We start from the raw sequence: 23,612 nt of genomic DNA, 5'->3' as shown, positions 1-23,612 counted from the left end.
ATGGCCAAGCCTAACGATCTCATCGTCGGACTCGACATCGGCACCACCAAGATTTGCGCCGTGGTGGGCGAACTCTCGCCCGAGGGCGTGGACGTGGTGGGCATCGGCACCGCCCCGTCCACGGGACTGCGCAAGGGCGTGGTGGTGAACATCGAACAGACCGTCGCCTCCATCAAGCGCGCCCTGGAGGAGGCGGAACTCATGGCCGGATGCGAGATCCGCACGGTCTACGCGGGCATCGCCGGGAGCCACATCAAGGGGTTCAACTCCCACGGCGTTATCGCCGTGAAGGGCGGGGAGGTCACCCAGAAGGACGTGGAGCGCGTGCTGGACGCGGCAAAGGCCGTGGCCATCCCGCTGGACCGCGAGGTGATCCACATCCTGCCCCAGGAATATATCGTGGACGACCAGCGCGGCATCGCCGACCCGCTGGGCATGGCGGGCGTGCGCCTGGAAGTGAAGGTGCACATCGTCACCGGCGCGGTCACCAGCGCGCAGAACATCATCCGCAGCTGCCACCGCGCGGGCCTGGACGTGGCCGACATCGTGCTGGAGGCCCTGGCCTCGGCCAAGGCCGTGCTCACCGAGGAGGAACGCGAGATCGGCGTTGCCCTGGTGGACCTGGGCGGCGGCACCACGGACCTGGCCGTGTTCTCCAACGATTCCATCAAGCACACCTCGGTGCTGGCGCTGGGGGGCAACAACCTCACCAACGACATCGCCTTCGGCCTGCGCACGCCCATGGCCAGCGCGGAAAAGATCAAGATCAAGTACGGCTGCGCCCTCTCGGACCTCGTGCGCAAGGACGAGGTGATCGAGGTGATCAGCGTGGGCGGCCGCGAGCCCAGGCGTCTGTCGCGTCAGGTGCTCTCGGAGATCTGCGAGCCCCGCATCGAGGAGATGCTGGGCCTCGTGGACCAGGAGCTCATCAAGAGCGGGCTCAAGAATTCCATCGCGGCGGGCGTGGTTCTCACGGGCGGGACGGCCCTCATAGAGGGCATCCAGGAACTCGGGGAGCAGATTTTCAACCTGCCGACCCGCGTGGGCTATCCCATGCGCGTGGGCGGGCTCAAGGACGTGGTGAACAGCCCGATGTACGCCACGGCCGTGGGGCTTCTGATGTACGGCGCGGAAAAGGAAGGCACGGACAAGCGCTTCCGCATCCGCTCCGACGAGAAAGTGTTCAACCGCATCCTGGGCCGCATGCGGAAGTGGTTCGTGGATGTGAAGTAGGGGGCGAACGTGGCGACGTTCATTCAGGGGGAACTTTTTGCGTCTCAAGGAGGAGGGGACATGGAAATCTATGACATCGACATGGAATCGAATGCACGCATCAAGGTTGTCGGCGTCGGAGGAGGCGGCGGCAACGCGGTGAACAACATGATTTGTTCGGCGTTGCGCGGCGTGACGTTCATCACCGCCAACACGGACATCCAGGCCTTGCACAAGTCCAAGGCCGAGTTCAAGATCCAGCTGGGCGACAAGCTCACCAAGGGCCTGGGCGCGGGCGCCAACCCGGACTGCGGGCGCGACGCGGCGCTGGAGTCCATCGACCAGATCCGCAAGACCATCTCGGACGCCGACATGGTGTTCGTCACCGCCGGCATGGGCGGCGGAACGGGCACGGGCGCGGCCCCGGTGATCGCCCAGGCGGCCAAGGAGGCCGGGGCCCTCACCGTAGGCGTGGTCACCAAGCCCTTCTACTTCGAGGGCCGCAAGCGCCTGCTGGCCGCCGAGAAGGGCATCGCCGCGCTGCGCGAGCAGGTGGACTCCATCATCACCATTCCCAACGACAGGCTGCTCACCCTCGCCTCCAAGAAGGCCACCTTCATGGAGATGCTCAAGAAGGCCGACGAGATCCTCTTCTACGCCGTGAAGGGCATCTCCGACCTGATCATGGTGCCCGGCCTGATCAACCTGGACTTCGCCGACGTGAAGGCCGTGATGAGCGAGATGGGCATGGCCATGATGGGCTTCGGCGTCGCCCGGGGCGAAAACCGCGCCAAGGAAGCCGCCCAGAAGGCCATCACCAGCCCGCTGCTGGAGGACGTGACCATCGACGGGGCCAAGGGCGTGCTCATGAACATCACCTGCTCGCCCGACCTGACCATCGAGGAAGTGGACGAGGCCGCCTCCACCATCACCGAGGCCGTGAGCGACGAGGCCAAGGTGTTCTTCGGCACCGTGTTCGACGAGAACGCAGGCGACGAGATCCGCATCACGGTCATCGCCACGGGCATCGAGAGCGCCGAGGAGCTGAGCAGGCTCAAGTCCCAGTCGGCCAAGGTGAGCGTGCACCCGGCCGTCTCCCAGGCGGCTGCGGCGCACACCGAGCCTTTGCGCGCCGCGGAGGTGCAGCGCGAGTCCGCGCGCGAGGTCCTTCGCGACGCCGTGCGCGAACTGGAGCCCATCCAGGAGCCCCTGCGCGAGGCCCCCAAGGCCCACGTGGCCAGCCCGCGCACCGAGCGCATCATGGCCACCCACCACAACGACCTGACCATACCGGCCTACCTGCGCCGGGGCCGTAAGGGTTCGCCCGATCCGGCCGGCATCGCCCAATACAAGACCCATCAGCCCGGGAGCGAGGACTTCGTCTTCGACGAGGACGAGTTCGAGGTCCCGGCCTTCATCCGCATGCAGGCGGACTAGGAGGCTGTTTGTCCCCGTGCAGTGACGCCGTGAAGGAATGATCGCCACGTCGCGCACCGTCTACTTCGGCAGCCAAAAGCCCGTCCTGCCTGATCCCGGCGGGCGGCTCCCGGTGGCCCTGGCCTATCCCGGCCCTTCGCGGGCGGCTTACGCCGCCCTGGGCTGGCAGGCGGTCTACCGGCTGGCTTCGCGAAGCCCGTGGCTACGGGTGGAACGCTTCTTTCTTTCCGCGAAGAAAGAGGTTCCAAGGTCGCAGGACACGTCCCTCCCCCTGGACGCGTTCCCGCTGGCGGCCTTCTCCCTGGCCTTCGAGCTCGACGGCGCGGTTCTGGCGCAGGCGCTCGACTCCTGCGGCGTCCCTCTCCTCGCGAGCCGGCGGCCCGACTTCCCCATCCTCCTGGGAGGCGGGCCGCTGGCCTTTTTGAATCCTGCACCCCTGGCTCCGATTCTGGACGCCTGGTTCGTCGGCGAGGCCGAGGCGGGCCTTCAGGACCTGCTGGAAGGCGCGGCCAGGCTTGTCCTGGACGGGGCCTCCAAGGCCGAGACGCTGGAATGGATGGCCACGCGCCCGGGCGTCTACGTTACCGGACGCAGCGCCACCCCTGTACGCCGCGTCTGGCCCGCCTCCGGGCGCGTTCTGGAAGACCCCGCCTGCTCGGTGTTCGTCTCCAACGAGGCGGAGTTCAAGGACGCCATGCTCCTGGAGGTGAACAGGGGCTGCCCCCACGCCTGCCGCTTCTGCGCCGCAGGGTTCGTCTACCGCCCCCCCAGGCACGCCCGCGTCGAGGACCTTCGCGCCGCCGTGGCCGAGGCCAGGCCCAGGAAGGTCGGCCTTGTGGGCACGGCCCTCACGGACTGGCCGGACCTCCGGGAGTTCCTGCGCTGGCTGGCTTCCGTGAAAATCAAGTTCACGCTCTCCTCGGTGCGCGCTTCGGGCGTTACGGAAGAGCTCCTGGACATCCTGCGCAATGCGGGCCTGCGCACCCTGACCCTGGCCCTGGAAGGCCCCAGCGCGCGCATCCGGCGCAAGGCCAACAAGCACCTGGACGAGGAGGCCTTCCTGCGCGCCGTGTCCCTGGCCGCCGCGCGGGGCGTGAACCACCTGAAGAGCTACCTGATCATGGGCTGGCCGGGCGAGGAGGACGCCGATTACGAGGAGCTGTCGCGCTTCCTGGCCGAGGTCTGCCGCGCGGGTCGCGTGGGTTCCGGCAAAAAGGGCATCGGCCATATGACCCTGGGCGTGAACCCCCTGGTGCCCAAGCCCTTCACGCCCATGCAGTGGGCGCCCATGGCCGGCGAGGCCGCGCTGGAGGAACGCTGGACCTGGATGGAGTCCGTGGTGAAGCCCCTGAAAGGGGTCCGCCTGGAGGGCGAGCGGCCGTTCTGGGCCCGGCTCCAGGGGCTGTTGGCCCGTGGAGGGGAGGATTTGGCGGAACTTTCCATCATGGCCGGGGAACGCGGCTGGCGAAAGGCCCTGGACGCCTGGGGCGGCGACGTTTCGTCGGTGCTGGACCGGGAGCGCGCCCCCGACGAGGCGTTCCCCTGGGAGTGCGTGGACGTGGGCGTGGAACGCGCCGTGCTGCGCGCCGAGTGGGAGCGCTACGTCACGGGGCGGCCGTCGCCTCGCTGTCCGGAAGGCCCCTGCGCACGTTGCGGCGCGTGCGGCGAGCCGGAGCGGACGCCGGACGACGAGTCCCTCAACGTTCCCTGACGGCGTCGCCCCCGGTCCCCTTGGCTTCGTAGACGGCCGCGTCGGCCCGGGAGATCACGGTGTTCCAGTTGGCCGGGCGTCCCGGTGCGGGCAGGCAGGATGTGATTCCCATGGAGAGGGTGCACCCCCTTCCGTTGGCCATCTTGAAGCGCTCGCGGATGCGTTCTGCCACAAGGCGCGCCTGCTCGCCGGAACATGCGAGGATGGCGGCGAATTCGTCCCCGCCCAGCCGGAAGGCCCAGTCGCGGTCGGAGCGCAGGCATTCCTGCATGATGTCGGCCAGCGCACGCAGAACCTCGTCCCCCGCCAGATGCCCGTAGGTGTCGTTGACGCTCTTGAACTTGTCGCAGTCCAGGAGCAACAGGCGGTGCGATGCCCCGTTGCAGCCGTTCACGGGGGGGAGCCCGGCCAGCACCTGCTCGAAGTGACGGCGGTTGCCAAGGCCCGTAAGGGGGTCCTTGCGGCTGGCGTCTTCCATGTCCCGGCGGGCCTGGTCGGTCTCGGCCAGACGCCCGAGGAGGGACTTCTCCCGGCTGTCCAGGGAATGGAGCATCCAGTTGAGGGAGCGCTTCAGACGCAAGAGCAGGTTTTCGTCCTCCTGTTCCACGGGCAGGACGAAAGGTTCGGGAAAGATTCCTCTGCGCAGGCTTGCCGCGAAGTCGCAGACCTTGGCCAACTCCTTGAATACGCTGACGTGAAGGGCAAAGCGCGCGAAAAAGGGCAGCAGGCCCAACCCAAGGGCGGCATGAACCGCCAACACGGCAAGAGCCTGACGCTCACGGCCCGACTCCAGCAAGGCCATGGCTGCCAGGGATGGCAACACCGAAACCGGGGCCAGCAGCAGGAAGAGCTTCAGCTGGGGAGACATGCTACACCTATTTGATAATGAAAATCGAAATCAGGATGACGAGTACTGTCTGGACCCTGACCTGTCAAGCGAGGCGGCTTGTCGTCAGACTGGCACAGCAGGGCAGGGACCGCGCGTGGAACGAAGGGAAGCCTAATAAGGGAAGTGGAGCGCGCCCGTTTATGGCAGGCTATGGGTCTGTACGTCGATGGCGTACGCGGTGGCGTTGTCGGCAGCCGAGCGCAAAAAACGTTCATGGAGTGCAGGAAACGTAACCGGAAAAAGGTGTCGTTTTGATAGAATGCTGATATAATTTAATTTTCGTGTGGCATGATCTCTGAAATAGCCGGCCAGGAGGTTTCGCCATGAGACACCTGATGCTTGCCGCCGCAGTGGTGCTGGTCTTTTCCAGCCAGGCGTGCGCCTACTCGTACGGTCCTTCGTGGGGAGTCACCCTTTCACTGGGCGGGCCGTCCAGCTACGTCCCGGCCCCGCCGCCGCCTCCGCCGCCCGCCTACGGTTACGGGGCGGGGTACGCCCAGGGCTACGCCCGGGGTTACGCCAACGGGAGCTGGCAGGCCTACACGCCCCCGCCGCCTCCTCCTCCCAGGTATTACCACCGCCACCACAGAGGCTATTACAGGGGCTGGTAGCCGAAAACGGGCGGCATCGTCGGGACATAAGGAAAACGGGGGGCTTTCGCCCCCCGGCCTGTTTTACTCTCCGGGCTTGCGGTCGATGCCGGTGACCAGGAACACCCGTCCGGGCTGACGGGCCTGCGCGTCCGGCTCCTCGTCGGGAACCTGGCGGGCGATTTCCTTGATCTCCTTGGCGGCCGCAAGCCGCACCTTGTCGTCGTCGGCGTCCAGCAGGCTCTCCAGGACATCCATCACCTTCTCGTCCAGGAGTTTCACCGCGCGCCTGCATCCGGGAACGCCCTTGCGGGGCGGCTTCCTCGCGGGAGGCATGGATGCTACCGGGGCAGCTGGCGCGCCAGCTTCTCCCAGACGGCCAGCCCCAGCCACGCCAGCCCGCCGCCCGCCAGAGTGGTCGCCAGGGTGTTGATCACCCGGCTGCGCAGGGAAAAGGCGTCCCGCAGGTGCATGTGATGCCGGGCGTGTTCGCCCGGGGCCAGATCGCAGGAGGAACAGCAGCCAGGGCGCAGGAGTCCTTCCTCCTGGGCCTCGCGCAGGGCCTCCTTGATGAGGGGTTTGAGGCGCTCGCTCACGGCCTTTCCACCCGGGAGGGTCTGTTGGCGCGAGTGCGCCTGTCGTCGATCGTATGAGTCATCGGGTTCTCCCGTGTCGTTTGCGCCAGACCCACGGCGGCACGGGTTTGCCGGGCTCGTCCCACAGGCCCAGGGAGCGGTAGCGGGCGAGCTTTTCGGCAAGCAGCATGGCGTAGCAGTTCTGGCAATACTTCCGGTAGACCCAGGCATGTCCGGCCTTGACCATGGCGGCGTTCACGTCGTCGGCGCCGGGTGCGCGAACGAGCCCCACCTTCCTTCCGTAAGCGTCGGTGTCCACCACCTTCACCTCCACGGAGCGCCCCTCGACCAGCGAGGCCAGGAAGTCCCGCGAGGCGTGACCGCCGGGCTGGGCGAGTTCGGGGGCGTCGATGCCGTAGAGGCGCACGCGCGTGCCGTCCACGGTGATGGTGTCGCCGTCGTGCACGTTGGAGACGCGTCCGGAAAAGGCCCATGCCTGGGCCGCGACCACTGACAACAGGAAGACAGCCGCCAGGCGCGTCTTCATGAAGGCCACCTCCCGCCGAGTCGACGGGCGATCTTGTCCACGTAGTCCTGGTTGGCGAAGCGTCCGTCGGGTTCGCGCCGCACGCCGCCCGCGTTGTAGGCGGCGGCCACGCCTTGCCAGCCGTGGGCTGCAAGGTGGCGGTCCCGCTGGCGGGCCAGGCAGGCGCAGCCGACCTCCAGTCCCTGGTCCGGGTCGCCGAGGGCCGAGAGGAACGGGCCGTCGAACCCCATGGCGCGCGCCGTGGCCCCCATCACCTGCATCAGTCCCCAGGACGTTGCCTGGGCGCGGCGCTCGGTCTCCAGGGAGCAGGGGGCCTTGGCCCGAACGCCTGGGTTGTCGCGCAGGTAGCGTTCGAAAAAGCGCGGTTCGTAGCGGATGGCCCAGGTGTCCCCGCCGGATTCGACATTGACCACGGCTTCCACGAGGGTTTCGGGCAGCCCGTGTTTACGGGCGGTTTCGGCGATGCGCCGGGCATGATCCATGAGGTGCTCCTCTTCCAGGTTGCGTCACGCTTCGCGGATCGTGCGTTCTTCCAGGGTCTGCCGCGAAGACGACGAGACGCATGATACGTGGAAAAAGCTTTTTGAAAAGGGTACATGGGGGTATAGGGGCATGTGGACGAACGGCGGCTGAACCGCCGTAACCGCCTGAATCGCCCGAAAACGGCCCGGGAAGACACCCCGGGCCGTCACGCAAGGAGCATCATCGTGGGAAAACTGCGCGCACTGCGCCAGACCGTTCGTGAAGCGCTGGCCGCTGAGCCCTGGCCCTCGGGGCTGGCGAACCTCGAAACGCATCCGCCCAAGAGCCTCGTGGGGCCGCTCTACGCATTCCTCCTGGACCCTGACCCGGTGCTCGCGGCGCGCGCCGCGACGGCCTTCGGACGCACCGCCGCGCGTCTCTTCGACCAGCGACCCGAGGACGCCCGCCAGCTCATGCGTCAGCTCATGTGGCGGCTCAACGAGGAGTCGGGCAACATCGCCTGGGGCATCCCCGAAACGTTCGGGGAGATTCTGGCCGCACAGCCCGACCTGGCCAGGGAATTCCACCGCGTGCTGGCCTCCTATCTCATAGAGAGCGATCGCAAGACCGGCGACACCTACATCGACCACGCCCCCCTGCGCCGGGGCGTCTACGCCGGGCTGGCCATCCTGGCCAAGGCGCGCCCGGAACTGGCCATGGCCGGGCTGGAGGGCCTGCTGCGGGGCCTGGCCGAGGAGGACGCCCCGAGCCGGGCCTGGGCCGCCCTGGCCCTGGGACGCCTGCTCCCGGATGCCGGACAAGACGCCCCACGCATCACCCAGGCCCTGGATTCCGCCGCGAGGGACGCCGCAAGCGTCTCCCTGGTTTGGGGCGGAACTCTCCGGGAAACCACGGTGGGGCAAGTTGCGCGGGAATGCCTGAAAAATCCTTGACCACATTCTCCGAATGATTATTAGAAAAGGGTCGACCAACGAAAACCACCTCCTGAAGGAGAATCAGATGGGCCAGCTCAAGGAATTCAAGGAATACGACGTGGACTGGGAAATGACCCCCGAAGCGGCCGTGACCCTCTACCTGGAGTGGGGCAACAACTGCTGGCTGAACGACTTCAAGCCCGTGCGCCACCGCAGCGACTCCACCACGTATTTCGTGGTCAACACCTGGGAACCCGAGCCCACGCTCTCGCTCATCCGCAGGACGTGCGACGAGGCGCGGGAGCTGGCAGTGCTCTCCCTTCCCGATGAGCTCAAGAAGGGCTTCATGGACGAGGTGGGTTTCAACAAGGGGGTTTACGCCCCCACGCCGGAGATCAAGGATTGGCTCAGGGCTCAGATGAGCAATTGAGACACGCATGCTACGTGCCCAGGGCCGGTGATCCGGCCTTGGGCGCGCCGTAAGCCCTGGGGGCGTAGGCGCGGCCCGGAAGGCCCTTCTGAGCGCGGGAGACCACCGATAATCCCCTCCGAGGGGGCATAATACAGCCTTGGGCCGACTCTGTCGGCCTTTTTCGTTGCTGACGCCGCCCGCGGGATGTTATGGAATCACAACGGTCCCGCCGTATACCAGGACCGCATCGCTCCGGAGGTGCTGGATGGGCGGCAGTGGGATTCTCATCGTCGAGGACGAGCGCATCATCGCCCTCGACCTCTCCAACAAAGTGAAACGCCTGGGATATACGCTGCTGGGAGTGGCCCACTCGGGTCCCGATGCAGTGCGCATGGCGGAGGAACTGGCCCCGGACCTCGTGCTCATGGACATCATGCTCGATGGCAGCTTCGACGGCATCGAGGCGGCACGGCGCATCCGCCTGGGGCGACAGGTGCCCGTGGTCTTCGTCTCGGCCTGCAACGACCAGCCCACCCTGGAACGCGCCCGGGCCATCAACTGCCGCCGGTTCGTCTCCAAACCGGTGGACCCTGCCGACCTCGACGCCAAAATCCGCGAGTCTCTCGCGGAGTGCGCCCTGGCCTCAACGGAGAAATAACGCCGCTCGATACGCCGTACGCCCATGGTCCTCATCGTACTTTCCGACATCCACGCCAACCTCGAAGCCCTGGAAGCCGTGCTGGAGGACGCCGGGAGGCTGGCCCCGCCAGACTCCCCGGTGATCTGCCTGGGCGATCTGGTGGGCTACGGGGCCGATCCCGACGCCGTGGTCTCCCTGGTGCGCGCCCGGCAGGCCCTGGCCGTGCGGGGCAACCACGAAATGGGCGTGGCCGACCCCAAAACCCGTCGGCGCTTCAACCCCCTCGCCTGGGACGCCGTGCGCTGGGCCGGGGCGCGCCTTTCCCCGGACAATCTCCGTTGGGTTGCCTCCCTGCCGATCCATCTGAGCCTGGAGGGCTGCCGCTTCGTGCACGGCCTGCCCCCCGACGAGGTGGACACCTATCTCTTCCAGGCCTCCTCAGCCCACGTGGGCGAGGTGATGGCCCAACTGCCCGAAACCGTCTGTTTCATCGGCCATACCCATCAGCTGCGCCTGGTGAGCCTGGCCCCGGACGGCCTGCGCAACCAGCGCATCGCGCAGGGTTCCTATCCGCTCGATCCCTCCTGGCGTCATCTGGTCAACGCCGGGTCCGTGGGACAGCCCCGCGACGGCGATCCCCGCGCCAAATACTGCCTCTTCGACACCGAAGCGAGCACCCTCACCGTGCACAGCGTGGAGTACGACGCCGCCCGCGCGGCCCGCAAAATCCTCGATTCCGGCCAGCCACGGGCATTCGCCCTGTTCCTGGCCGACCCGGACTGAACCGTGCGCCGCATCGGGCGCTACCGCATCCGCGGGCTGCTCGGCCGGGGCGGCATGGGCGCGGTCTACAAGGTGGAGGAGCCCGTCACGGGGCGCATCCATGCCCTGAAACTCCTTGCGCCCAGGCCCTTCCTCGAAAGCCTCTGGGGACGCCGCGAGATCGAACGCCGCTTCGTGGCCGAAGCCGTGGCCCTGGCCGGGCTCGACCACCCCAACATCGCCGCCGTGCGTGGTTTCGGACGCAGCAAGGGCAGGCCCTACTTCCTCATGGACTACTTCTGCCGAGACCTGGGCCAGGTCCTCGGAGAGTCCGACCGCGTGGAAGAGCCCACCCGCGCCCTCCCGCTGCCCCGCGCCACCGGCTACGCCCTCCAGACCCTCGAAGGACTGGCCCGGCTCCACCACGCCGGGCTCGTGCACCGCGACATCAAGCCCTTCAACCTGCTCATCTCCGGCGAGGATCAGGTCAAGATCACCGACTTCGGCCTCTCGCGCACGCGCGGCGCGCCCTTCAGCGCCCTGCCCGGTCTCAAGGTGGGGTCCCCCTACTACGCAGCGCCGGAACAGGAGGATGATCCGGATTCCGCCGGTCCCCGCGCCGACCTCTACTCACTGGGCGTCACCCTGCACCGCATGCTCACGGGCCTGCTCCCGGACAGCCAGGGGCCGAAGCCCTCCGAATTCTCGCCCGACCTGGACCACGCCTGGGACGACTTCTTCCTGCGCATCCTCGCGCCCGACCCGGCCGAACGGCACCGCGACGCCGCAGCCGCAGCCGCAGAACTGCGCGTGCTCGTCCAGGCCTGGCGGCGCAGGCTGGAACGCGCCTGCCGCATGGCCGCACACGCTGTTCCGCCTCCGCGCCACGCACCCGGCGCGACCGCGCCGCAAACGCGCGCTCCCCTCAGGATTTCGGGCCGCCACGCCCGGGAACTTCTTGGCCTTGACCATCTCTGGCGGCCAGAACCCGCCCCCGTCCCGCAACTGGAGCGCCAAGGCGGCGTGGTCCACGACGCCGCCACCGGCCTGGACTGGCAGACCGGCGGCAGCCCCTACGCCCAGGACTGGCACGAAGCCCATGCCTACGCCCGGCATCTGCACCAGACCAGCTACGCCGGACGCGACGGCTGGCGACTGCCCACCGCCCAGGAACTGGCCTCCCTGCTCACGCCGCCCGCCCGCTTCGCCGAACACTGCGAAACGCCCCCCTTCGACCCGGCCCAGCGCCTGCTCTGGAGCGCGGACCGACGCACCTTCACGCAGGCTTGGTTCGCCGACTTGGAACTGGGCGCGCTCTCCTGGGCCGACACCACCTGCCCCCGACACGTGCGCGCCGTTCGCATGGCGCAGAGCCGGTAGGCGGGCAGGGGGTCTCCGTGAGACGCACGGTGCGTCGGGACGTCGGGACGTCGGGAGGTGAAGGGTTCGTGGGGGGTAAGTCGGTCGGAGGAAGAGCCTCCGGCGGCCAAAGGGCTACGCCCTTTGGAATCCCAAGTTGCTTCGCGGGTTTCACCGGGCAGGCCTGTGTGAGAGGGGGCGGACAGACCCCGGACGCCCGGCCCTGCCGCCCCTCCCGCCGACGCGAAGCAATCGCCGGGGTCCGGGGCGGAGCCCTGGTGGGTGAGACCAGGGAGAGCGGCGTCCTCTTTGGCGGGTCTTAGGGCAGCGCCCTCTCTGGTGTGCCGGGGTGAAGCCCTGGCCGCTGGAGGCTTCTTGCCCTCGGCCAAGTCGTCCCCTCCGTTTTATTCTTTCGTCTGCTGGCCCACTCGCCGTCTAGACGATGCGGGCGTTGCCCAGCACGTAGACCAGTCTTTTGAACAGTGCGGGGTCGAAGGCGCCGACCATGTCATCCTGCATGATAGCCAGGGCTTTGTAGGGGGTGAGGGCTTTGGCGTAGGGGCGTTCGGAGGTGAGGGCGTCGTAGACGTCGCAGAGGGCCAGGACCCGGGCGTAGATGGGGATGGATTCGCCCGCGATGCCGCCGGGGTAGCCGCCGCCGTCGAAGCGTTCGTGGTGGAAGAGGATGGCGTTGGTGGCCACGTGGCTGATGGGCATGGCGGCGCAGATGCCCAGGGCGCGCACGGGGTGTGTCTTCATGAGTTCCCATTCGGCCTGATTGAGCGGGCCGTGCTTGTTGATCACTTCGTCGGGGATTTGGGTCTTGCCGATGTCGTGGAGTGCCGCGCCGAGTCCGGCTTCGAAGAGGACGTTCTGTTCCATGCCGGGCAGGGACTGGAGCAGGGCGATGGTGAGCACCATGGTGTTCAGCGAGTGGCTGTAGGTGTGGTATTTGTGGGAGAGGAATTCCGAGAGGCTGCGCAGGGATTCTTCTTTGGAGAGCAGGGCGATGCCTCGTTTCACGAGGGTCTGCATGGCGGCGTAGGTTTTTTCGTCGAGGCCCCTGGGGAGTTTGCTCTGGAAGCTCTGTTTGAGCATCCCGGCGGAGATCTGGTAGAAAAGTTTGGAGCGTTCTTCCAGGGGCAGGTTCTCGTTGAGGAGCATGTTGCCCAGGTTCTTGGCCAGGTAGGATTCGTAGCTGAAGCGCTGGTCCACGCGTATGAAGAATTCGGTGACTTCCAGGAGTTCCTTGAGCTTGGGCTCCACGGTGAAGCGTTCGCCCGCTTTGGCGTAGAGCACGAACCAGTCGCCGCGTTTGAGGTAGAGGTCGAAGGGGCCGGCTGTGCCCGGCAGGATGGTCCTGGGGTGGATTGGGAAGTAGTCTTCCTTGCGCTGGGAGACCTTGCCTGCTTGTGCGGTCGTCTGTTGGGGCGGGTGGTGGACGGTCACGGCTTTCCTGGCCGGTGGGCCGGGTTGACGGGGCAGGCCTGTCCTTCGGCGGGGGGGAGGTCCGGTTCCAGGGGGCGTCCGGTGAGCCGGCTCCAGAGGAAGGCTTCGGGGTCGAATCCGGCCAGTCGGTCCAGTTCGATTTCGGCGCGGGCGGCCATCATGTGTCCGCCGGCGCAGCCGTAGTCTCCGAACCAGGTCCGGGCTTTGGCCCCGATGTCGCGGCGCAGGCCGTCGGAGCGCATCACCACCACCAGGCGCGAGGCGTAGGCCCCGGCGATGGCGATCCAGGAGAGGCCGTGCACGCGCAGGAAGAAGTCGGCCAGCACCACGAGCACGTCGGGGTTTTCCACGGGGCCCACATAGGCGTGGAGCCCGTCCTTGCCCACGGGGCGCATGCGCTCGAAGGCTCGCGAGAAGTAGGCCAGCCAGCTCCGGTGGAACTCGGCATGGACGATGCGGCGCAGGAGGAGCTTGTCGGAGAATTTGGAGAGCCAGCTGAAGGCTTTCACGTCCACGTCGGAGAAGGCGCGCTCGAAGGAGCCGGTGTCGGTCTTGATGCCGTAGAGCAGGGCGGTGGCCAGGAGTTTGCCGGGTTTCACGCCCAGGTTGTAGAGGTATTCGGTGAGCAGGCTGGAGCAGGCCCCGTAGCCGGTGGGGATTTCCACGTAACGGGCGCGGGGCGGGCGCGCGGGGTCCACGGGGTGGTGGTCCAGGAGGATGTCCAGGTCCACGGGGGGGAAGTCGGTGCTGTGGTGGGGCTGGGAGTCCACCATGGCGAAGCGCTGGTAGCGGGCGATGGTGTCCGGCGCGAGGCGGATCAGGGGGATGCGCAGGGTGCGCACCATGGCCAGGTTGTCCGGGCGGGAGATCTCGTTGGTGTGTCCGATGTCGGCCTGTCCGCCGTGGCGCGCGATGATCTTGCGCAGGGCCATGGCGCAGCCCAGGGCGTCGGGGTCGGCGCTGATGAGGATCAGCCAGCGTTCGCCGGGATGGATGAGGCTCGTGAGGGCGGCGAGCTTTTCGCCGAGCACCCGGAAAAAGGCCATGTTCTCCTCGCTACTTGAGGCGCAGGGGCAACCCGGCAACCACCAGAAGGGCTTCCTGGGCCAGGGCCGCAAGGGCCTGGTTGAGCGCGCCCTGTTCCCTGGCGAAACGCCTGGCCAGGGAGGAGGGCGCGATGGGCCCCAGGCCCACCTCGCAACTCACGAGCGCGCAGAGCGGGGCGTCGGGGGCGCGGTAGCCTTCCAGGGCCTCCAGGAGTTCCCCCGTGCGGATGCGCCCGTCCTCCATGCAGGTGAAGAGCCAGAAGTCCAGGCTGTCCACCAGCACTTTGCGTCCCCCGGTGCGTTGGGCCTCCAGCGCGGAGGGCAACTCCGCCCCGGGTTCGGTCACGGGGAAGGCCGGGTCGCGCTCCAGGCGGTGAGCCAGGATCTGGCGGCGGAAGGCCTCGTCGCGGGCCAGGCCCATTGCCAGCACGGTTCCTGGGCCGGGGGCCTCCCGGAACCTTTCGTAGGCCAGGCCGGATTTGCCCGATTTCTCGCCGCCCAGCACCAAGAGGATCATCCGCGCGGCCTCCGCTCCGCATCCAGAGCGTAGAACGTTTCGAGGCTCGCGCGCAAGTCCTCCTCGGTGAAAACCTCGAAGAGAATCGTCGTGTTGGGATCAAGCAGGTCCAGGATTTCCCCGAGAAGGGCGCGCTGCTCCGGGGTGAGCAGTTGCAGGCCCAGATGGCGGTGACGCCCTGCCTCGGGGCCGGGCGCGTAGCAGTGCAGCAGCTCCACTCGGCGGGCCAGCCCCGGGCGCTGGAGCAGGTGGTGCTGCCCGAAGGCCATGAGGTGCCCGTTGTCCAGGCACAGGGAGAGGTCCAGGGCCTCGATGACGGGCCAGTGCGCCTCCAGGCCGTCGGAGGGGATGTTCTCCACCAGGAGCCGCCAGCCCGGGGAGGCCTTGCGCCAGCGGGCGGCGAAGTCTTCCAGGAGCGCCGGATCGCCCGGCGGGTGGAGCACCCCGGCCCAGGGGGCCAGGGGCGCGGCCAGGTCCATGAGGCGCGCGCAGAGATCCCAGCAGGGTCCGGGGCCTTGTTCCCAGGGGAGGTCCGTGGGCAGGTGGACATGGGTTTCCAGACCCCGCACATGGAACTCCGAGGGGGCGTAGGCCAGGCTGGGGGCGTGCTGGTAGAAGAGCAGGGCGGCCTGGTGGATGGGCAGGTCCCAGGCGGCGATACGCTCCAGGTTGCGGCGCAGCGTGGTGGGGGCCAGCCAGCTGGTGGCCGCCAGGGGGCGCTGGGAGGGGGTCATGTGCTTTCCTTCACTTGCCTTTCCAGGGAGTGCCTGCTAGAGCTTCCACGTTCGCTGCATGGCAGATTGGCGACCGTTTCGCGTCCATTCCGAGTCAGTCTTTTCGGAGGTCTGAACGTGACCCGCATCAGAAACGCTTTCCAGCACGTCTTCAATCCCTTGCACGTCTACTGCCGCCTCAAGGACTTCGGCGTCTCCGCCCCCGTGGCCCACAAGATGTGCCGGGCCTACGAACGCTTCTTCCGACTGCTGCCCTAGCCAAGCCGATTCCGGCCGTCCCGTCCGGGACCGGCCGGAGACTTACCCCCGACTCTTCGCGCCCGGCCGTCGCGCCGGTATTTTTCTTGACTCTCTACCCTGGATTCGACGCCAGGGGCAGCCTTGAGCCCGTGGCGCGAGATGGCGCGGGGGCCGCTCTCGCGGCGGCCCGGAGCCGGTGGGGCCTTTGCCGGGAGGGGGCCAATCCGGCGTAACCCAAGGTCAAGACGCCTTAGGACCCGGCCGCGCCTCCTCATGGGGCGTTCCCAGGGCCGCACGATCCCGAGGCCCGGCAACCCGGCAGACGGATTGGCAACATGGCAGGAAGCCGTCCGGGTGTCCAGGCGTGGCCTCGCCGCGCCCAGTTTACCGGCTCCATTCCGGATAGGGCTCCGAGCACGCCAAAGAAGACGGCCCCCCCGCGCGGCGCGCGGGGGGGCCGGTTCGCGTTCAGGCCGCAGTCCCTACTGGGTCAGCTTCTTGTTGCCGTCCCACACCTTGCCGGACTTGGGCAGCGGGGTCAGGTAGGTGGTCCAGACGTACTTCTTGAGGTTCTCGGGGTCCATCTGCATTTCGCGGCTCCACTCCAGGATGGGGGGCACGAGCTTGCGGATGTCGCCTTCCAGGTTCTTGCCGATGCCGTAGTTGGTGGCCTGCATGGCCAGCAGGGCGGCGCCGGCGCTGTACTCCTGGGAGCGGGCCAGGGTGTCCATGGTCTTCACGGGGTTGTGGAAGCCCACGGAGTTTTCGGCGGAGACGTAGTCCCACATCCACTGGCCGTGGCGCACGTTCTCGCGGGCCTGGAGCATGAGGGCGTCGTAGTCGGGGTTCTTCTCGCCCTTCCAGGCGTCGGCCAGGCGAACGGCCTCGTGGGCGCGCACGGAGAGGTCCTGGGCCTTGAGGAGCTGGTCGTAGACCTTGCGCTGGGTGAAGAGCACGCGCTCCTTGAGGTATTCGGGGGTCTTGTCCTGGTGGCACTGCTTGCAGGTGCCCTCGATGTTCAGAAGCGGCGAGGTCCACTGGTGGTTCGAGGTCTTTTTCTTGTCCGGGTCCACGGAGCGGGTGTAGGCCATGTGGCAGTCGGCGCAGGCCACACCGGCGGCGCCGTGGGGGCCGTTGATGAAGTGCTCGAACTCGGGGTGCTGGGCCTTGAGCATGGGGGTCTTGGAGACGGGGTGGACCCAGTCGGCGAACCAGCCTTCCATGGTCTTCATCTCCACGACGCCGTGGTCCTTGTAGTACTGGTAGATGCTTTCAGGGTCCACGCCGCCGAAGGGCTTGTCGGGGGTGGCGCCGTTGGTCCAGGGGAACACGGGCTTGGCGGCGGGGCCGTACTTGGGGGCCTGGAAGTAGTATTCCACGTGGCACTGGGCGCAGACCAGGGAACGCATGTCGTTGCGCGAGGCCTTGGCCAGGTCGAAGCCGACCTTCTGGAGGGCTTCCTTGAGGGGCACGGAGTCGATGCGCAGCTTCATGTCGGCGGGGTCGTGACAATAAGAGCAGCCGATACTGTTGTCCTTCTCGTCCTGCTTGGTGCGGAAGTCGTGGAATTCCATGGACCACACCTTGTCGCCGTATTCGCGGTGCCAGGTGGACATCTTTGTGGTCTTGCAGTTCCAGCAGGTGGCGGGCAGGCCCGCCTTGTCGGAGTAGCGGTTGAGACGGTCGGTGTCGAGGATGTCCTGGATGGCGTAGGTGTGGCCGCGGGCCTTCTTGTATTCGAAGCTGAAGGGGTAGCCCAGCCAGAGGTTCTTCAGGTAGGGCTGCGCGGCCTTGGGGTTGCCCTTCGGCGGCGGGTTGACGTTGTCGTTCTTGTTCCAGGGCACGGGGCCGCCGTAGTCGGTCATCTGCTGGAGGTTGTCCAGGTTGTTGCGCTGGTAGGTGAGCCACTGGGCGGGGAACTGTTTCTCGAAGGCCTTGTTGCTGGTTTCGTCGCTTTTGAGGCCTGTTTTGTAGACGGGGGCCACGGGGCCTTCGGTCTGCTGGCCGCAGGCGGCCAGGAACATGCAGAGGCCCACGGCCGCGAGCAGGGTGAAGAAGAGTTTGTTCCTAGCCATCGGCGACCTTCCTTGTGGAGATGGGGGTGCGGGACTTGTGCGGGACGCTGCGGTGGCAGTCCACGCAGTAGGGCTTGGCGTCCATGGCCACGGTCTGGATGGTGGGGGCGTGGCAGCGCACGCAGTTGGCCTGGATCACGTCCTTGTGCATCTTGCTGGCGTGGATCACGTCCGGGATGTTCTTGCTCACCGTGGCCCAGACGTCCGCGGAACCGGCCTGCGCCTTGAAGGGGATCTTGGCGGCGAGGTTCTGGGGGGCGTGGCAGTCGTTGCAGGCCAGCTTGGCGTGGCCGGACTTGCCGAAGGTCCAGAAGGAGGTGTCCATGGTGTGGCAACTGGCGCAGAACGCGGCCTGGTCGGTGGCCTGCATGCTCCAGGCCCCTGCCGCTCCCGCCACGAGGAGCACGGCCAGGACCGAGGCCACGGCGAACCAGTTGGTGGGAGACGTTCGATTCGGCGGCGCATTGCTCATGGGCATCCCTCCTGCGTTCATATCCCGGACGACCGGGAGTTGGTGGCTAGTGAATGCCTAATTTAGCAGAAAGCGCGAGGAAAAATGTGATCCAGATCAAAAAAAAGCCGGAAGGCGCGCCGTGCGATGGCGAAGCGAATCAGCGTTCAGGGGGCTTCTGGGCGGCATCGCGGCGTTGCTGCTCGCGCCTTTCCATCTGGGCCTTCTGGTATTCGGCGTTCAGGCCGACGTAAGCGTCGTAAGCCTTCTGCTTGGCCTGGTGGAACACCGCGGCCCGTTCGGGCGAGCCCTGGGCCATGGCTTCCTGCTCCGCCGTATCGTAGCGGTGGTAGCTGTCGCGCTGGAATTCCACCTTGGCGCGCAACTCCTCCAGTTGCGCGCTGGTGAGCCTGCCTTGCGCGGACGCGGGCGCAAGGCAGGCCCCGGTCAGCGCCAGGGCGGTCAGTATGCAACACAAAAACTTGGTCATGGTTCCTCCATGTCGCGCGGCAAGGCCGAGTGAATGGTTTCTGCACAATACCCACCAGAGGGGGGCGTGGCAATACTGAGGGACGAAAAGGAGGGTATCGCTCATGTTTTCTGGCGGAAAGCAAAGCTTGTGCCTGGGAGATCCCCGCGCCCGGCCTGCCCTGTCGGTTGAGTCGTCCCACAACGGTTTGCGGTTTCACGGCATTTCGTGAATACCCTTGGCACAACGCCGAGAAAAGCGGTTGGCCCGGCGGCGGGTTTTCTGTTACCTCCGGGCCATCACAACGAAGCGAGGCGACCATGCGCAGCAAAGCATATCTCCTGGCGGCGACCCTTGCCGCGATCCTCCTGTCCAGCGCCCCCGCCCTGGCGGACAAGCACGAATACACCACCATGCCTCCGGAACAGATCGAGAAGATCATCCGCCTGGAGCGTCAGGCGTACGCCAGCGTGATGAAAAAGCTGCGCGAACTGGAGAACGGCCCCATGGACAAGGCCTCGTCCGAGTACAAGGCCAAGCACGAGGCCCTGTTGAACGAGGCCGTGGAGCGCAAGGTGGAGCTCGATTCCATGCGCGAGGCCCTGGCCGAGCAGCAGCGGGCCTACGGCAGCGGCAACTAGAGTCGCGAGGTGGGAAGGCAAACGCTGTTTTTCCACGCCAAAACGAATGGTCCTGGCTGTCCGCAGTGACGAACCGCATGGGCGGTTCGTGAGGGCGCGGCATTCGTCCGCATAGGGGCCGGGGGATCGCCCCGGCCCTTTTATTCCCCCGGGCGGTCGGCGTTTACTGCCGGACGCCCTCGTCGTTCCGTGCGGCGGCTCACTTCCGGGGCCGGTCCGTCATATCCTCCCCTGGCTAGTTGATCACGCGAAGCGTCCGCTCCATGAGGCTGCGGCGCGCTTGGCCCGTGGCGCGGGCGGGCTCCGGGCGCGGGTCGCCGGGAGGTGCCCTTCCGTGTGGCTGCGCGGCGCTTCTCAAGGGCGCGAGCCGTTTCGCGGAGACTCAAGAGGACGGCGGATCGCCGGACGCGCGGGTCGGCCGGGAGGGATCGGGCGGGGGGATGGACGCTGGCTCAGGCCGGGCGCATGAGGGTGCGGCCGCGGATCTCCTCGGGGTCCACCGAGGCGAAGAGGCGCGACATGGCCTGGAAGCAGTGGGTCATGTCGCGGTAGAGGCTCAGCTGGTCGAAGAGGGCGCGCTTGATCTCCGTGATGGCCATCGGACCTGCGCGCACCTGGCGCACGGCCCGCACCACGGGGTCGGGGTGGTCGCAGAGCACGATGATCGCCTCGTGGCGCGCCGGGACGGTTTCCAGGAAGGCTCTGCGTTTTTCCTCGGGCTCGGCGAAGAGGTTGAAGGCCACTTCCAGACCGCCGAAACCTTCGATGTCCAGCACGAGCACGGGTATGGCGTCCTCCACGTACACCCCGCAGGCCAGGGGGGCCGAGGTGAAGGCCCGGACCTCTTCTTCGGTGAGGTCGGCGTAGAAGAAGAACACCTCGAAGGTCCCGCCGGCCAGCACCGGGGCGGGGCCTTCCACCTCCGGGCGGATGCCCAGGGACTGCCCCACGCGCAGGCTGAGCGCGCTCACAAGACCCTCCGCGCGCAGGCGGACAAGGCGATTCCGCGCCAAACGGCCCGCCCGGGGACGCCGCGCCGCGCGCCGTCCCGCTTCTGGACCAGGGGCCGCCGCGCCGGAGTGCACGAGGTCGCGCCGGGCTGGGCGTCGCGCTCCCCGGCCCCGCTGCCGGGAGCGCGCACGCGAGAAGGCCGCCCCCCGCCAGGGGGGGCGGCCTTGGAAAGGCCCGCGCCGGGCAGTCTAGTTGCCGCCCTTGGCGCGCTTGTCATAGAGCTGGCGGACCTTGGCCAGATTTTCTTCGTAGGAGTCGCCCTTCACCTTGAAGAGGGCGAAGCCGTAGACGATGTCGTAGGGCAGGGAGTTGTTCGCCTTGTCCTGGTAGATGGCCGTCATGGCGGCCTTGATGTCGTGGGGCATGTAGGGGAAGTTCGAGGCGATGCATTCGACCACGCGCTTCTCGGCGTCCTTCATGTCCATCTGCTTGGGGTCGGCGCCGTAGATCGTGTTGGTGCACAGGAAGCGGATGGAGGTGACCATGCCCTCGATGAAGTGGTTGCGTTCGCGGTCGGTCATGGCGGTCCAGCGCGCGCCGAAGTCCGTGACCTTGAGGTTCGCCCCGGCGGCCTTGGCCGAGGGAGCGCCGTCCAGGGGGGCGGGGGTCTTGTCCTTTTTCTGGGCGAGGGCCGGAACGGCCAGGGCGAGGGCAAGGATCAGGGTGAGCGCGGTGAGCGCGGCTTTGCGGGCCATCGTGTGGACTCCTTCTCTGGTGTTGCCCCGTCGGGGCCTGTGAGGGTGTAGCCGCCTGGGGGAAAAAAGCAAGCCCCGGCGGGGTCGCGTCGGGCTCACCCCTGGCGCACGCGCGGCAGGCGCTTGTCGCCCACGCGCACGGTAACCTTCTCCTTGTCCAGGAATTCGAGCAGCGGAATGGCGAACTTGCGCGTGAGCCCCGTGAGTTCCCGGAAGTCCTGGGGGCCAAGATCGGCGTGGGTGGCGAAGTACTCGGCCACCTTGGCCTTGAGGCCGTCCAGGGCGCTCACGGCGAAGTAGAGGTCCTCGTTGATGCGGCGCACGAGGTTCTGCTCGCTCAGGAGCTTGTAGACGGGCAGGGCCTCCTTGGCCGACGCGCCCAGGGTCTCCAGCACGTCCTTGTAGTTGGGCGGGGTGATGCCTCCGGCCTCGTAGAGGGCCAGCAGGCGCTCGCGCAGATCGGCCTGGCCCGCGCCCAGGCTCACGGAGTGGCCGGGCAGGCGCAGGGACTCCTGGTCCTGGCTGAGCTTGCCCGCCTTGAGCAGGCGCTCCACCAGGAAGTGCACCAGCTTGGGGGGCAGCTCGCGCCCCCAGGCCGAAGCCAGCTCGCCGCGCGAGACGCCCTGCTTGAGGGGCTCGCGGCGGTGGTAGGCGGCCACGTGCTCCAGAAGCCCGGCGGCCAAAGACTCCAGCACCTCGCCGGAGAGCCACATGCGGGCCTCGCGGTCGTAGAGGCAGGCCTGGCCCTTGCCGGAGAAGGCCTGGAGCACGCGCTCCAACTCGCGGCTCTCCAGGCCGGTGAGGGTCATGAGCGCTGGGAAGCTCGCGCCTTCGCGGCCGCGCAGCTTCAGGTGAAGCCGCGTGAGTTCCTCGGCGGAGGCCTCGGGCAGGGCGGCAAGGTCGGCCAGTTCGGGGCCGTTTCGCTTGATGCGCCCGCCCAGGGGCGAGAGGATGGTGGCGCCCGCCACGGTGCGCAGCGGAGAGAACGAGCGCATGACGCAGCGGTCGCCGCTCACGCCCGCCAGGGGCGACTCGAAGCGCGCCTGGCACAGGGCGGTCTGTCCGGGCTCGAGCTTGTCGCGGTCCAGGAAATAGAGGCGGGCCATCACCTCGCGCGTGCCGTGGTGGAAGTGCACCTCGCCCCTGTGCTTGAGCGCCCTGGGAGACGAGGCCAGGCAGGTGACCTCCAGGTTCCAGGCCAGGGAGGGGAAGAGTGTGCCAGGGTGGGCCAGCACCTCGCCGCGTTCCACGTCGTCCACCTCCAGGCCCATGACGTTCACGGCGGTGCGTTGTCCGGCCTGGCCCTCCTCGGCGGGCAGGCCGTGCACCTGGAGCGAGCGCACCTTGGTGGGGCGCATGGAGGGGTAAAGCAGCACGTCGTCGCCGGTCCTGAGCCTGCCGGAGATGAGCGTGCCCGTGACCACCGTGCCGTGGCCCTTCATGGTGAACACGCGGTCGATGGGCAGGCGGGCCAGGTCGGAGCGGCGCTTGCCGGGGAACTCGGCGGCCAGGCGTGCGAGCTCTGCGCGCAGTTCGTCCAGGCCCTGCCCGGTGTGGGCAGACACGGGCACCATGGGGGCCTCGGCCAGGAAGCTGCCGGCGAGGAAGGCGCGCACGTCCTCGGTGACGAGGCCCAGCCAGTCCTCGTCCACCATGTCCACCTTGGTGAGGGCCACCACGCCGTGGCGGATGCCCAGGAGCGTGCAGATTTCCAGGTGCTCGCGGGTCTGGGGCATGACGCCCTCGTCGGCGGCGATCACCAGCACCACGAAGTCGATGCCCGCTGCCCCGGCCACCATGTTTTTGACGAAGCGCTCGTGGCCGGGCACGTCCACCACGCCCAGGCGCACCCCGGGCAGCTCCAGGAAGGCGAAGCCCAGCTCGATGGTGATGCCGCGCTTCTTCTCTTCGGCCAGGCGGTCGCAGTCCGTGCCCGTGAGGGCTTTGACCAGGGTGGTCTTGCCGTGGTCGATGTGCCCGGCGGTTCCGAGGATCAGGGCCATGGGAGCGCTCCCGAGGCGCGACGGCCGGAGGCCGGGGGGGCGAAGGTCATCTGTCCGCGTCCAGGAGGGGGTGGAAGACGTAGCCCTCTCGGATTTCGTTTCCGGCCACGTCGCAGCCGCGCAGTTCCACCACCGGCAGGTCCGGCCGGGAGCAATCGCGCAGGCTCTTCATGGCGGGGTCGTTCTTGTCCAGGACAACGATTCCGGAGATTTTACGCATCTCTTCCTTGGTAAGGTGCTTGGAGAGGCTCGCAATCATGTGATCTATTCCGCCCACGATGTTCTTGCTTGCCCACGGCGCGTAGACCAGAAGGTCCCAGAGCCCGGCGGATTCCGCGCGCAACAGCAGGGCGACCATGTCGTAGTGTCTTTCCTTGGGAATCTCCGAGACGACCTTGCCGATTTTTTGGGCGAAGAGGTTCATAGCACCTCCATGAGGGTCTTGATGGCCGCCACGCGTTCCGTGGCATCCGACCGGTTGATGCTCCCGACGATCCTGTAGCGAGTATCCGGGCTCCAGTTTTTGGCCAGGGACCATTCGCGCATATACGCGTCCCGGACGGATTCTTCCTTTCCAGAGAGATGGAGCAGCACGTCAAGATCGTAGTCCGGAAGCTCTTGTACTGGTCGAACTCCTTGTTCGAGTCCGGGTAGCCTTTCCATTTCAGGGTCATGCAGATGCGGTGCTTGAGCGTCAGTTCCAGGGCGTAGCCGCAGATGTAGGCAGCGCCCGAGTAACGCCCGCCGTCC

Annotated in this window: 28 protein-coding genes; 11 read left to right on the top strand and 17 right to left on the bottom strand. The window is 67.3% G+C overall.

Annotated features, from left to right (window positions below; all coding sequences use genetic code 11):
• Genes ftsA through NNJEOMEG_RS06870 form a run of 3 tightly spaced genes read left to right on the top strand, consistent with a single transcriptional unit; the run spans position 1 to position 4,360 of the window.
• Positions 1 to 1,233: a cell division protein FtsA gene (gene ftsA / locus NNJEOMEG_RS06880; protein WP_173082684.1), complete on the top strand. Its 1,233-nt coding sequence runs from the start codon at positions 1 to 3 to the stop codon at positions 1,231 to 1,233.
• A 60-nt stretch (positions 1,234 to 1,293) separates the two neighbouring features.
• Positions 1,294 to 2,649, top strand: a complete 1,356-nt coding sequence (gene ftsZ / locus NNJEOMEG_RS06875; protein WP_173082681.1) for a cell division protein FtsZ — start codon at positions 1,294 to 1,296, stop codon at positions 2,647 to 2,649.
• Between the two features lie 37 nt (positions 2,650 to 2,686).
• Complete coding sequence (locus tag NNJEOMEG_RS06870) at positions 2,687 to 4,360, top strand: radical SAM protein (RefSeq protein ID WP_173082679.1); 1,674 nt, start codon at positions 2,687 to 2,689, stop codon at positions 4,358 to 4,360.
• Here NNJEOMEG_RS06870 and NNJEOMEG_RS06865 read toward each other — a convergent pair.
• Positions 4,347 to 5,228 carry a GGDEF domain-containing protein gene (locus tag NNJEOMEG_RS06865; RefSeq protein WP_173082677.1) on the bottom strand — a complete coding sequence of 294 codons (882 nt, stop codon included), beginning with the start codon at positions 5,226 to 5,228 and terminating at the stop codon, positions 4,347 to 4,349. The genes NNJEOMEG_RS06870 and NNJEOMEG_RS06865 overlap by 14 nt on opposite strands.
• 344 nt (positions 5,229 to 5,572) lie before the next feature.
• On the opposite strand from NNJEOMEG_RS06865, the gene NNJEOMEG_RS06860 reads away from it, so the two are divergent.
• Positions 5,573 to 5,860, top strand: a complete 288-nt coding sequence (locus NNJEOMEG_RS06860; protein ID WP_173082675.1) for a hypothetical protein — start codon at positions 5,573 to 5,575, stop codon at positions 5,858 to 5,860.
• Positions 5,861 to 5,923: 63 nt separating this feature from the next.
• On the opposite strand, the gene NNJEOMEG_RS06855 is transcribed toward NNJEOMEG_RS06860, so the two are convergent.
• From NNJEOMEG_RS06855 to NNJEOMEG_RS06840, 4 genes are read right to left on the bottom strand one after another with little or no spacing between them, the layout of a single operon-like run.
• On the bottom strand, positions 5,924 to 6,175 hold the full coding sequence (locus tag NNJEOMEG_RS06855; RefSeq protein ID WP_173082673.1) for a hypothetical protein: 252 nt from the start codon (positions 6,173 to 6,175) through the stop codon (positions 5,924 to 5,926).
• A 5-nt stretch (positions 6,176 to 6,180) separates the two neighbouring features.
• Positions 6,181 to 6,435: a hypothetical protein gene (locus NNJEOMEG_RS06850; protein WP_173082671.1), complete on the bottom strand. Its 255-nt coding sequence runs from the start codon at positions 6,433 to 6,435 to the stop codon at positions 6,181 to 6,183.
• A 58-nt stretch (positions 6,436 to 6,493) separates the two neighbouring features.
• Positions 6,494 to 6,961: a thermonuclease family protein gene (locus NNJEOMEG_RS06845; RefSeq protein WP_173082669.1), complete on the bottom strand. Its 468-nt coding sequence runs from the start codon at positions 6,959 to 6,961 to the stop codon at positions 6,494 to 6,496.
• Positions 6,958 to 7,443, bottom strand: a complete 486-nt coding sequence (locus tag NNJEOMEG_RS06840; RefSeq protein ID WP_173082667.1) for a lytic transglycosylase domain-containing protein — start codon at positions 7,441 to 7,443, stop codon at positions 6,958 to 6,960. The genes NNJEOMEG_RS06845 and NNJEOMEG_RS06840 overlap by 4 nt, the downstream gene beginning before the upstream one ends.
• Before the next feature lie 225 nt (positions 7,444 to 7,668).
• Between NNJEOMEG_RS06840 and NNJEOMEG_RS06835 the strand changes: the two genes are divergently transcribed.
• The 5 genes from NNJEOMEG_RS06835 to NNJEOMEG_RS06815 all read left to right on the top strand — a co-directional run bounded on the left by NNJEOMEG_RS06835 (position 7,669) and on the right by NNJEOMEG_RS06815 (position 11,552).
• A complete protein-coding gene (locus NNJEOMEG_RS06835; RefSeq protein ID WP_173082665.1) occupies positions 7,669 to 8,376 on the top strand; it encodes a DVU0298 family protein in 708 nt (235 codons plus the stop codon).
• 67 nt (positions 8,377 to 8,443) lie between these two features.
• Positions 8,444 to 8,788, top strand: a complete 345-nt coding sequence (locus NNJEOMEG_RS06830; protein ID WP_173082663.1) for a DVU0772 family protein — start codon at positions 8,444 to 8,446, stop codon at positions 8,786 to 8,788.
• A gap of 247 nt (positions 8,789 to 9,035) precedes the next feature.
• Positions 9,036 to 9,428, top strand: a complete 393-nt coding sequence (locus NNJEOMEG_RS06825) for a response regulator (RefSeq protein WP_173082661.1) — start codon at positions 9,036 to 9,038, stop codon at positions 9,426 to 9,428.
• Between the two features lie 24 nt (positions 9,429 to 9,452).
• Positions 9,453 to 10,193, top strand: coding sequence for a metallophosphoesterase family protein (locus NNJEOMEG_RS06820; RefSeq protein ID WP_173082659.1), 741 nt, complete (start codon positions 9,453 to 9,455; stop codon positions 10,191 to 10,193).
• A 3-nt stretch (positions 10,194 to 10,196) separates the two neighbouring features.
• Positions 10,197 to 11,552 carry a protein kinase domain-containing protein gene (locus NNJEOMEG_RS06815; RefSeq protein WP_173082657.1) on the top strand — a complete coding sequence of 452 codons (1,356 nt, stop codon included), beginning with the start codon at positions 10,197 to 10,199 and terminating at the stop codon, positions 11,550 to 11,552.
• A 414-nt stretch (positions 11,553 to 11,966) separates the two neighbouring features.
• On the opposite strand, the gene NNJEOMEG_RS06810 is transcribed toward NNJEOMEG_RS06815, so the two are convergent.
• The 4 genes from NNJEOMEG_RS06810 to cbiR are packed head-to-tail and all read right to left on the bottom strand — an operon-like array spanning position 11,967 to position 15,277.
• A complete protein-coding gene (locus NNJEOMEG_RS06810) occupies positions 11,967 to 12,980 on the bottom strand; it encodes an HD-GYP domain-containing protein (RefSeq protein ID WP_173082654.1) in 1,014 nt (337 codons plus the stop codon).
• A complete protein-coding gene (locus NNJEOMEG_RS06805; protein ID WP_173082652.1) occupies positions 12,977 to 14,026 on the bottom strand; it encodes a DHH family phosphoesterase in 1,050 nt (349 codons plus the stop codon). The genes NNJEOMEG_RS06810 and NNJEOMEG_RS06805 overlap by 4 nt, the downstream gene beginning before the upstream one ends.
• Positions 14,027 to 14,036: 10 nt before the next feature.
• Positions 14,037 to 14,543, bottom strand: coding sequence for a bifunctional adenosylcobinamide kinase/adenosylcobinamide-phosphate guanylyltransferase (locus tag NNJEOMEG_RS06800; protein ID WP_173082650.1), 507 nt, complete (start codon positions 14,541 to 14,543; stop codon positions 14,037 to 14,039).
• Positions 14,540 to 15,277, bottom strand: coding sequence for a cobamide remodeling phosphodiesterase CbiR (gene cbiR / locus NNJEOMEG_RS06795; protein ID WP_173082648.1), 738 nt, complete (start codon positions 15,275 to 15,277; stop codon positions 14,540 to 14,542). Before cbiR ends, NNJEOMEG_RS06800 begins: the two co-directional genes overlap by 4 nt.
• A 117-nt stretch (positions 15,278 to 15,394) precedes the next feature.
• Here cbiR and NNJEOMEG_RS06790 point away from each other — a divergent pair, with 117 nt between their 5' ends.
• Complete coding sequence (locus NNJEOMEG_RS06790) at positions 15,395 to 15,535, top strand: hypothetical protein (RefSeq protein WP_173082646.1); 141 nt, start codon at positions 15,395 to 15,397, stop codon at positions 15,533 to 15,535.
• Between the two features lie 464 nt (positions 15,536 to 15,999).
• Here NNJEOMEG_RS06790 and NNJEOMEG_RS06785 read toward each other — a convergent pair whose 3' ends face one another.
• From NNJEOMEG_RS06785 to NNJEOMEG_RS06775, 3 genes are all read right to left on the bottom strand, one after another.
• Entirely contained in the window at positions 16,000 to 17,592 is a 1,593-nt protein-coding gene (locus NNJEOMEG_RS06785; protein ID WP_173082644.1) for an ammonia-forming cytochrome c nitrite reductase subunit c552, read from the bottom strand.
• Entirely contained in the window at positions 17,585 to 18,064 is a 480-nt protein-coding gene (locus NNJEOMEG_RS06780) for a cytochrome c3 family protein (RefSeq protein WP_173082642.1), read from the bottom strand. The genes NNJEOMEG_RS06785 and NNJEOMEG_RS06780 overlap by 8 nt, the downstream gene beginning before the upstream one ends.
• Positions 18,065 to 18,203: 139 nt before the next feature.
• A complete protein-coding gene (locus NNJEOMEG_RS06775; RefSeq protein WP_173082641.1) occupies positions 18,204 to 18,533 on the bottom strand; it encodes a hypothetical protein in 330 nt (109 codons plus the stop codon).
• Positions 18,534 to 18,832: 299 nt separating this feature from the next.
• Here NNJEOMEG_RS06775 and NNJEOMEG_RS06770 point away from each other — a divergent pair, with 299 nt between their 5' ends.
• Positions 18,833 to 19,153, top strand: a complete 321-nt coding sequence (locus tag NNJEOMEG_RS06770) for a hypothetical protein (RefSeq protein ID WP_173082640.1) — start codon at positions 18,833 to 18,835, stop codon at positions 19,151 to 19,153.
• A 452-nt stretch (positions 19,154 to 19,605) separates the two neighbouring features.
• On the opposite strand, the gene NNJEOMEG_RS06765 is transcribed toward NNJEOMEG_RS06770, so the two are convergent.
• From NNJEOMEG_RS06765 to NNJEOMEG_RS20930, 5 genes are all read right to left on the bottom strand, one after another.
• Complete coding sequence (locus NNJEOMEG_RS06765; RefSeq protein ID WP_173082639.1) at positions 19,606 to 20,124, bottom strand: hypothetical protein; 519 nt, start codon at positions 20,122 to 20,124, stop codon at positions 19,606 to 19,608.
• A gap of 228 nt (positions 20,125 to 20,352) precedes the next feature.
• Positions 20,353 to 20,859, bottom strand: coding sequence for a hypothetical protein (locus NNJEOMEG_RS06760; protein ID WP_173082638.1), 507 nt, complete (start codon positions 20,857 to 20,859; stop codon positions 20,353 to 20,355).
• Between the two features lie 95 nt (positions 20,860 to 20,954).
• The gene (gene selB, locus NNJEOMEG_RS06755; RefSeq protein ID WP_173082637.1) at positions 20,955 to 22,862 is read right to left on the bottom strand and encodes a selenocysteine-specific translation elongation factor; all 1,908 of its coding nucleotides are present in this window, start codon (positions 22,860 to 22,862) and stop codon (positions 20,955 to 20,957) included.
• Between the two features lie 46 nt (positions 22,863 to 22,908).
• Positions 22,909 to 23,286: a hypothetical protein gene (locus tag NNJEOMEG_RS06750; protein WP_173082636.1), complete on the bottom strand. Its 378-nt coding sequence runs from the start codon at positions 23,284 to 23,286 to the stop codon at positions 22,909 to 22,911.
• Positions 23,283 to 23,408, bottom strand: coding sequence for a hypothetical protein (locus tag NNJEOMEG_RS20930; RefSeq protein WP_268885681.1), 126 nt, complete (start codon positions 23,406 to 23,408; stop codon positions 23,283 to 23,285). Before NNJEOMEG_RS20930 ends, NNJEOMEG_RS06750 begins: the two co-directional genes overlap by 4 nt.
• Positions 23,409 to 23,612: the final 204 nt, after the last annotated feature.

The sequence above is a fragment of the Fundidesulfovibrio magnetotacticus genome, from assembly GCF_013019105.1.
Classification (GTDB): domain Bacteria; phylum Desulfobacterota; class Desulfovibrionia; order Desulfovibrionales; family Desulfovibrionaceae; genus Fundidesulfovibrio; species Fundidesulfovibrio magnetotacticus.
The sequence above is the reverse complement of the archived record's forward strand: the minus strand, read 5'-3'. Positions and strand labels throughout refer to the sequence as shown.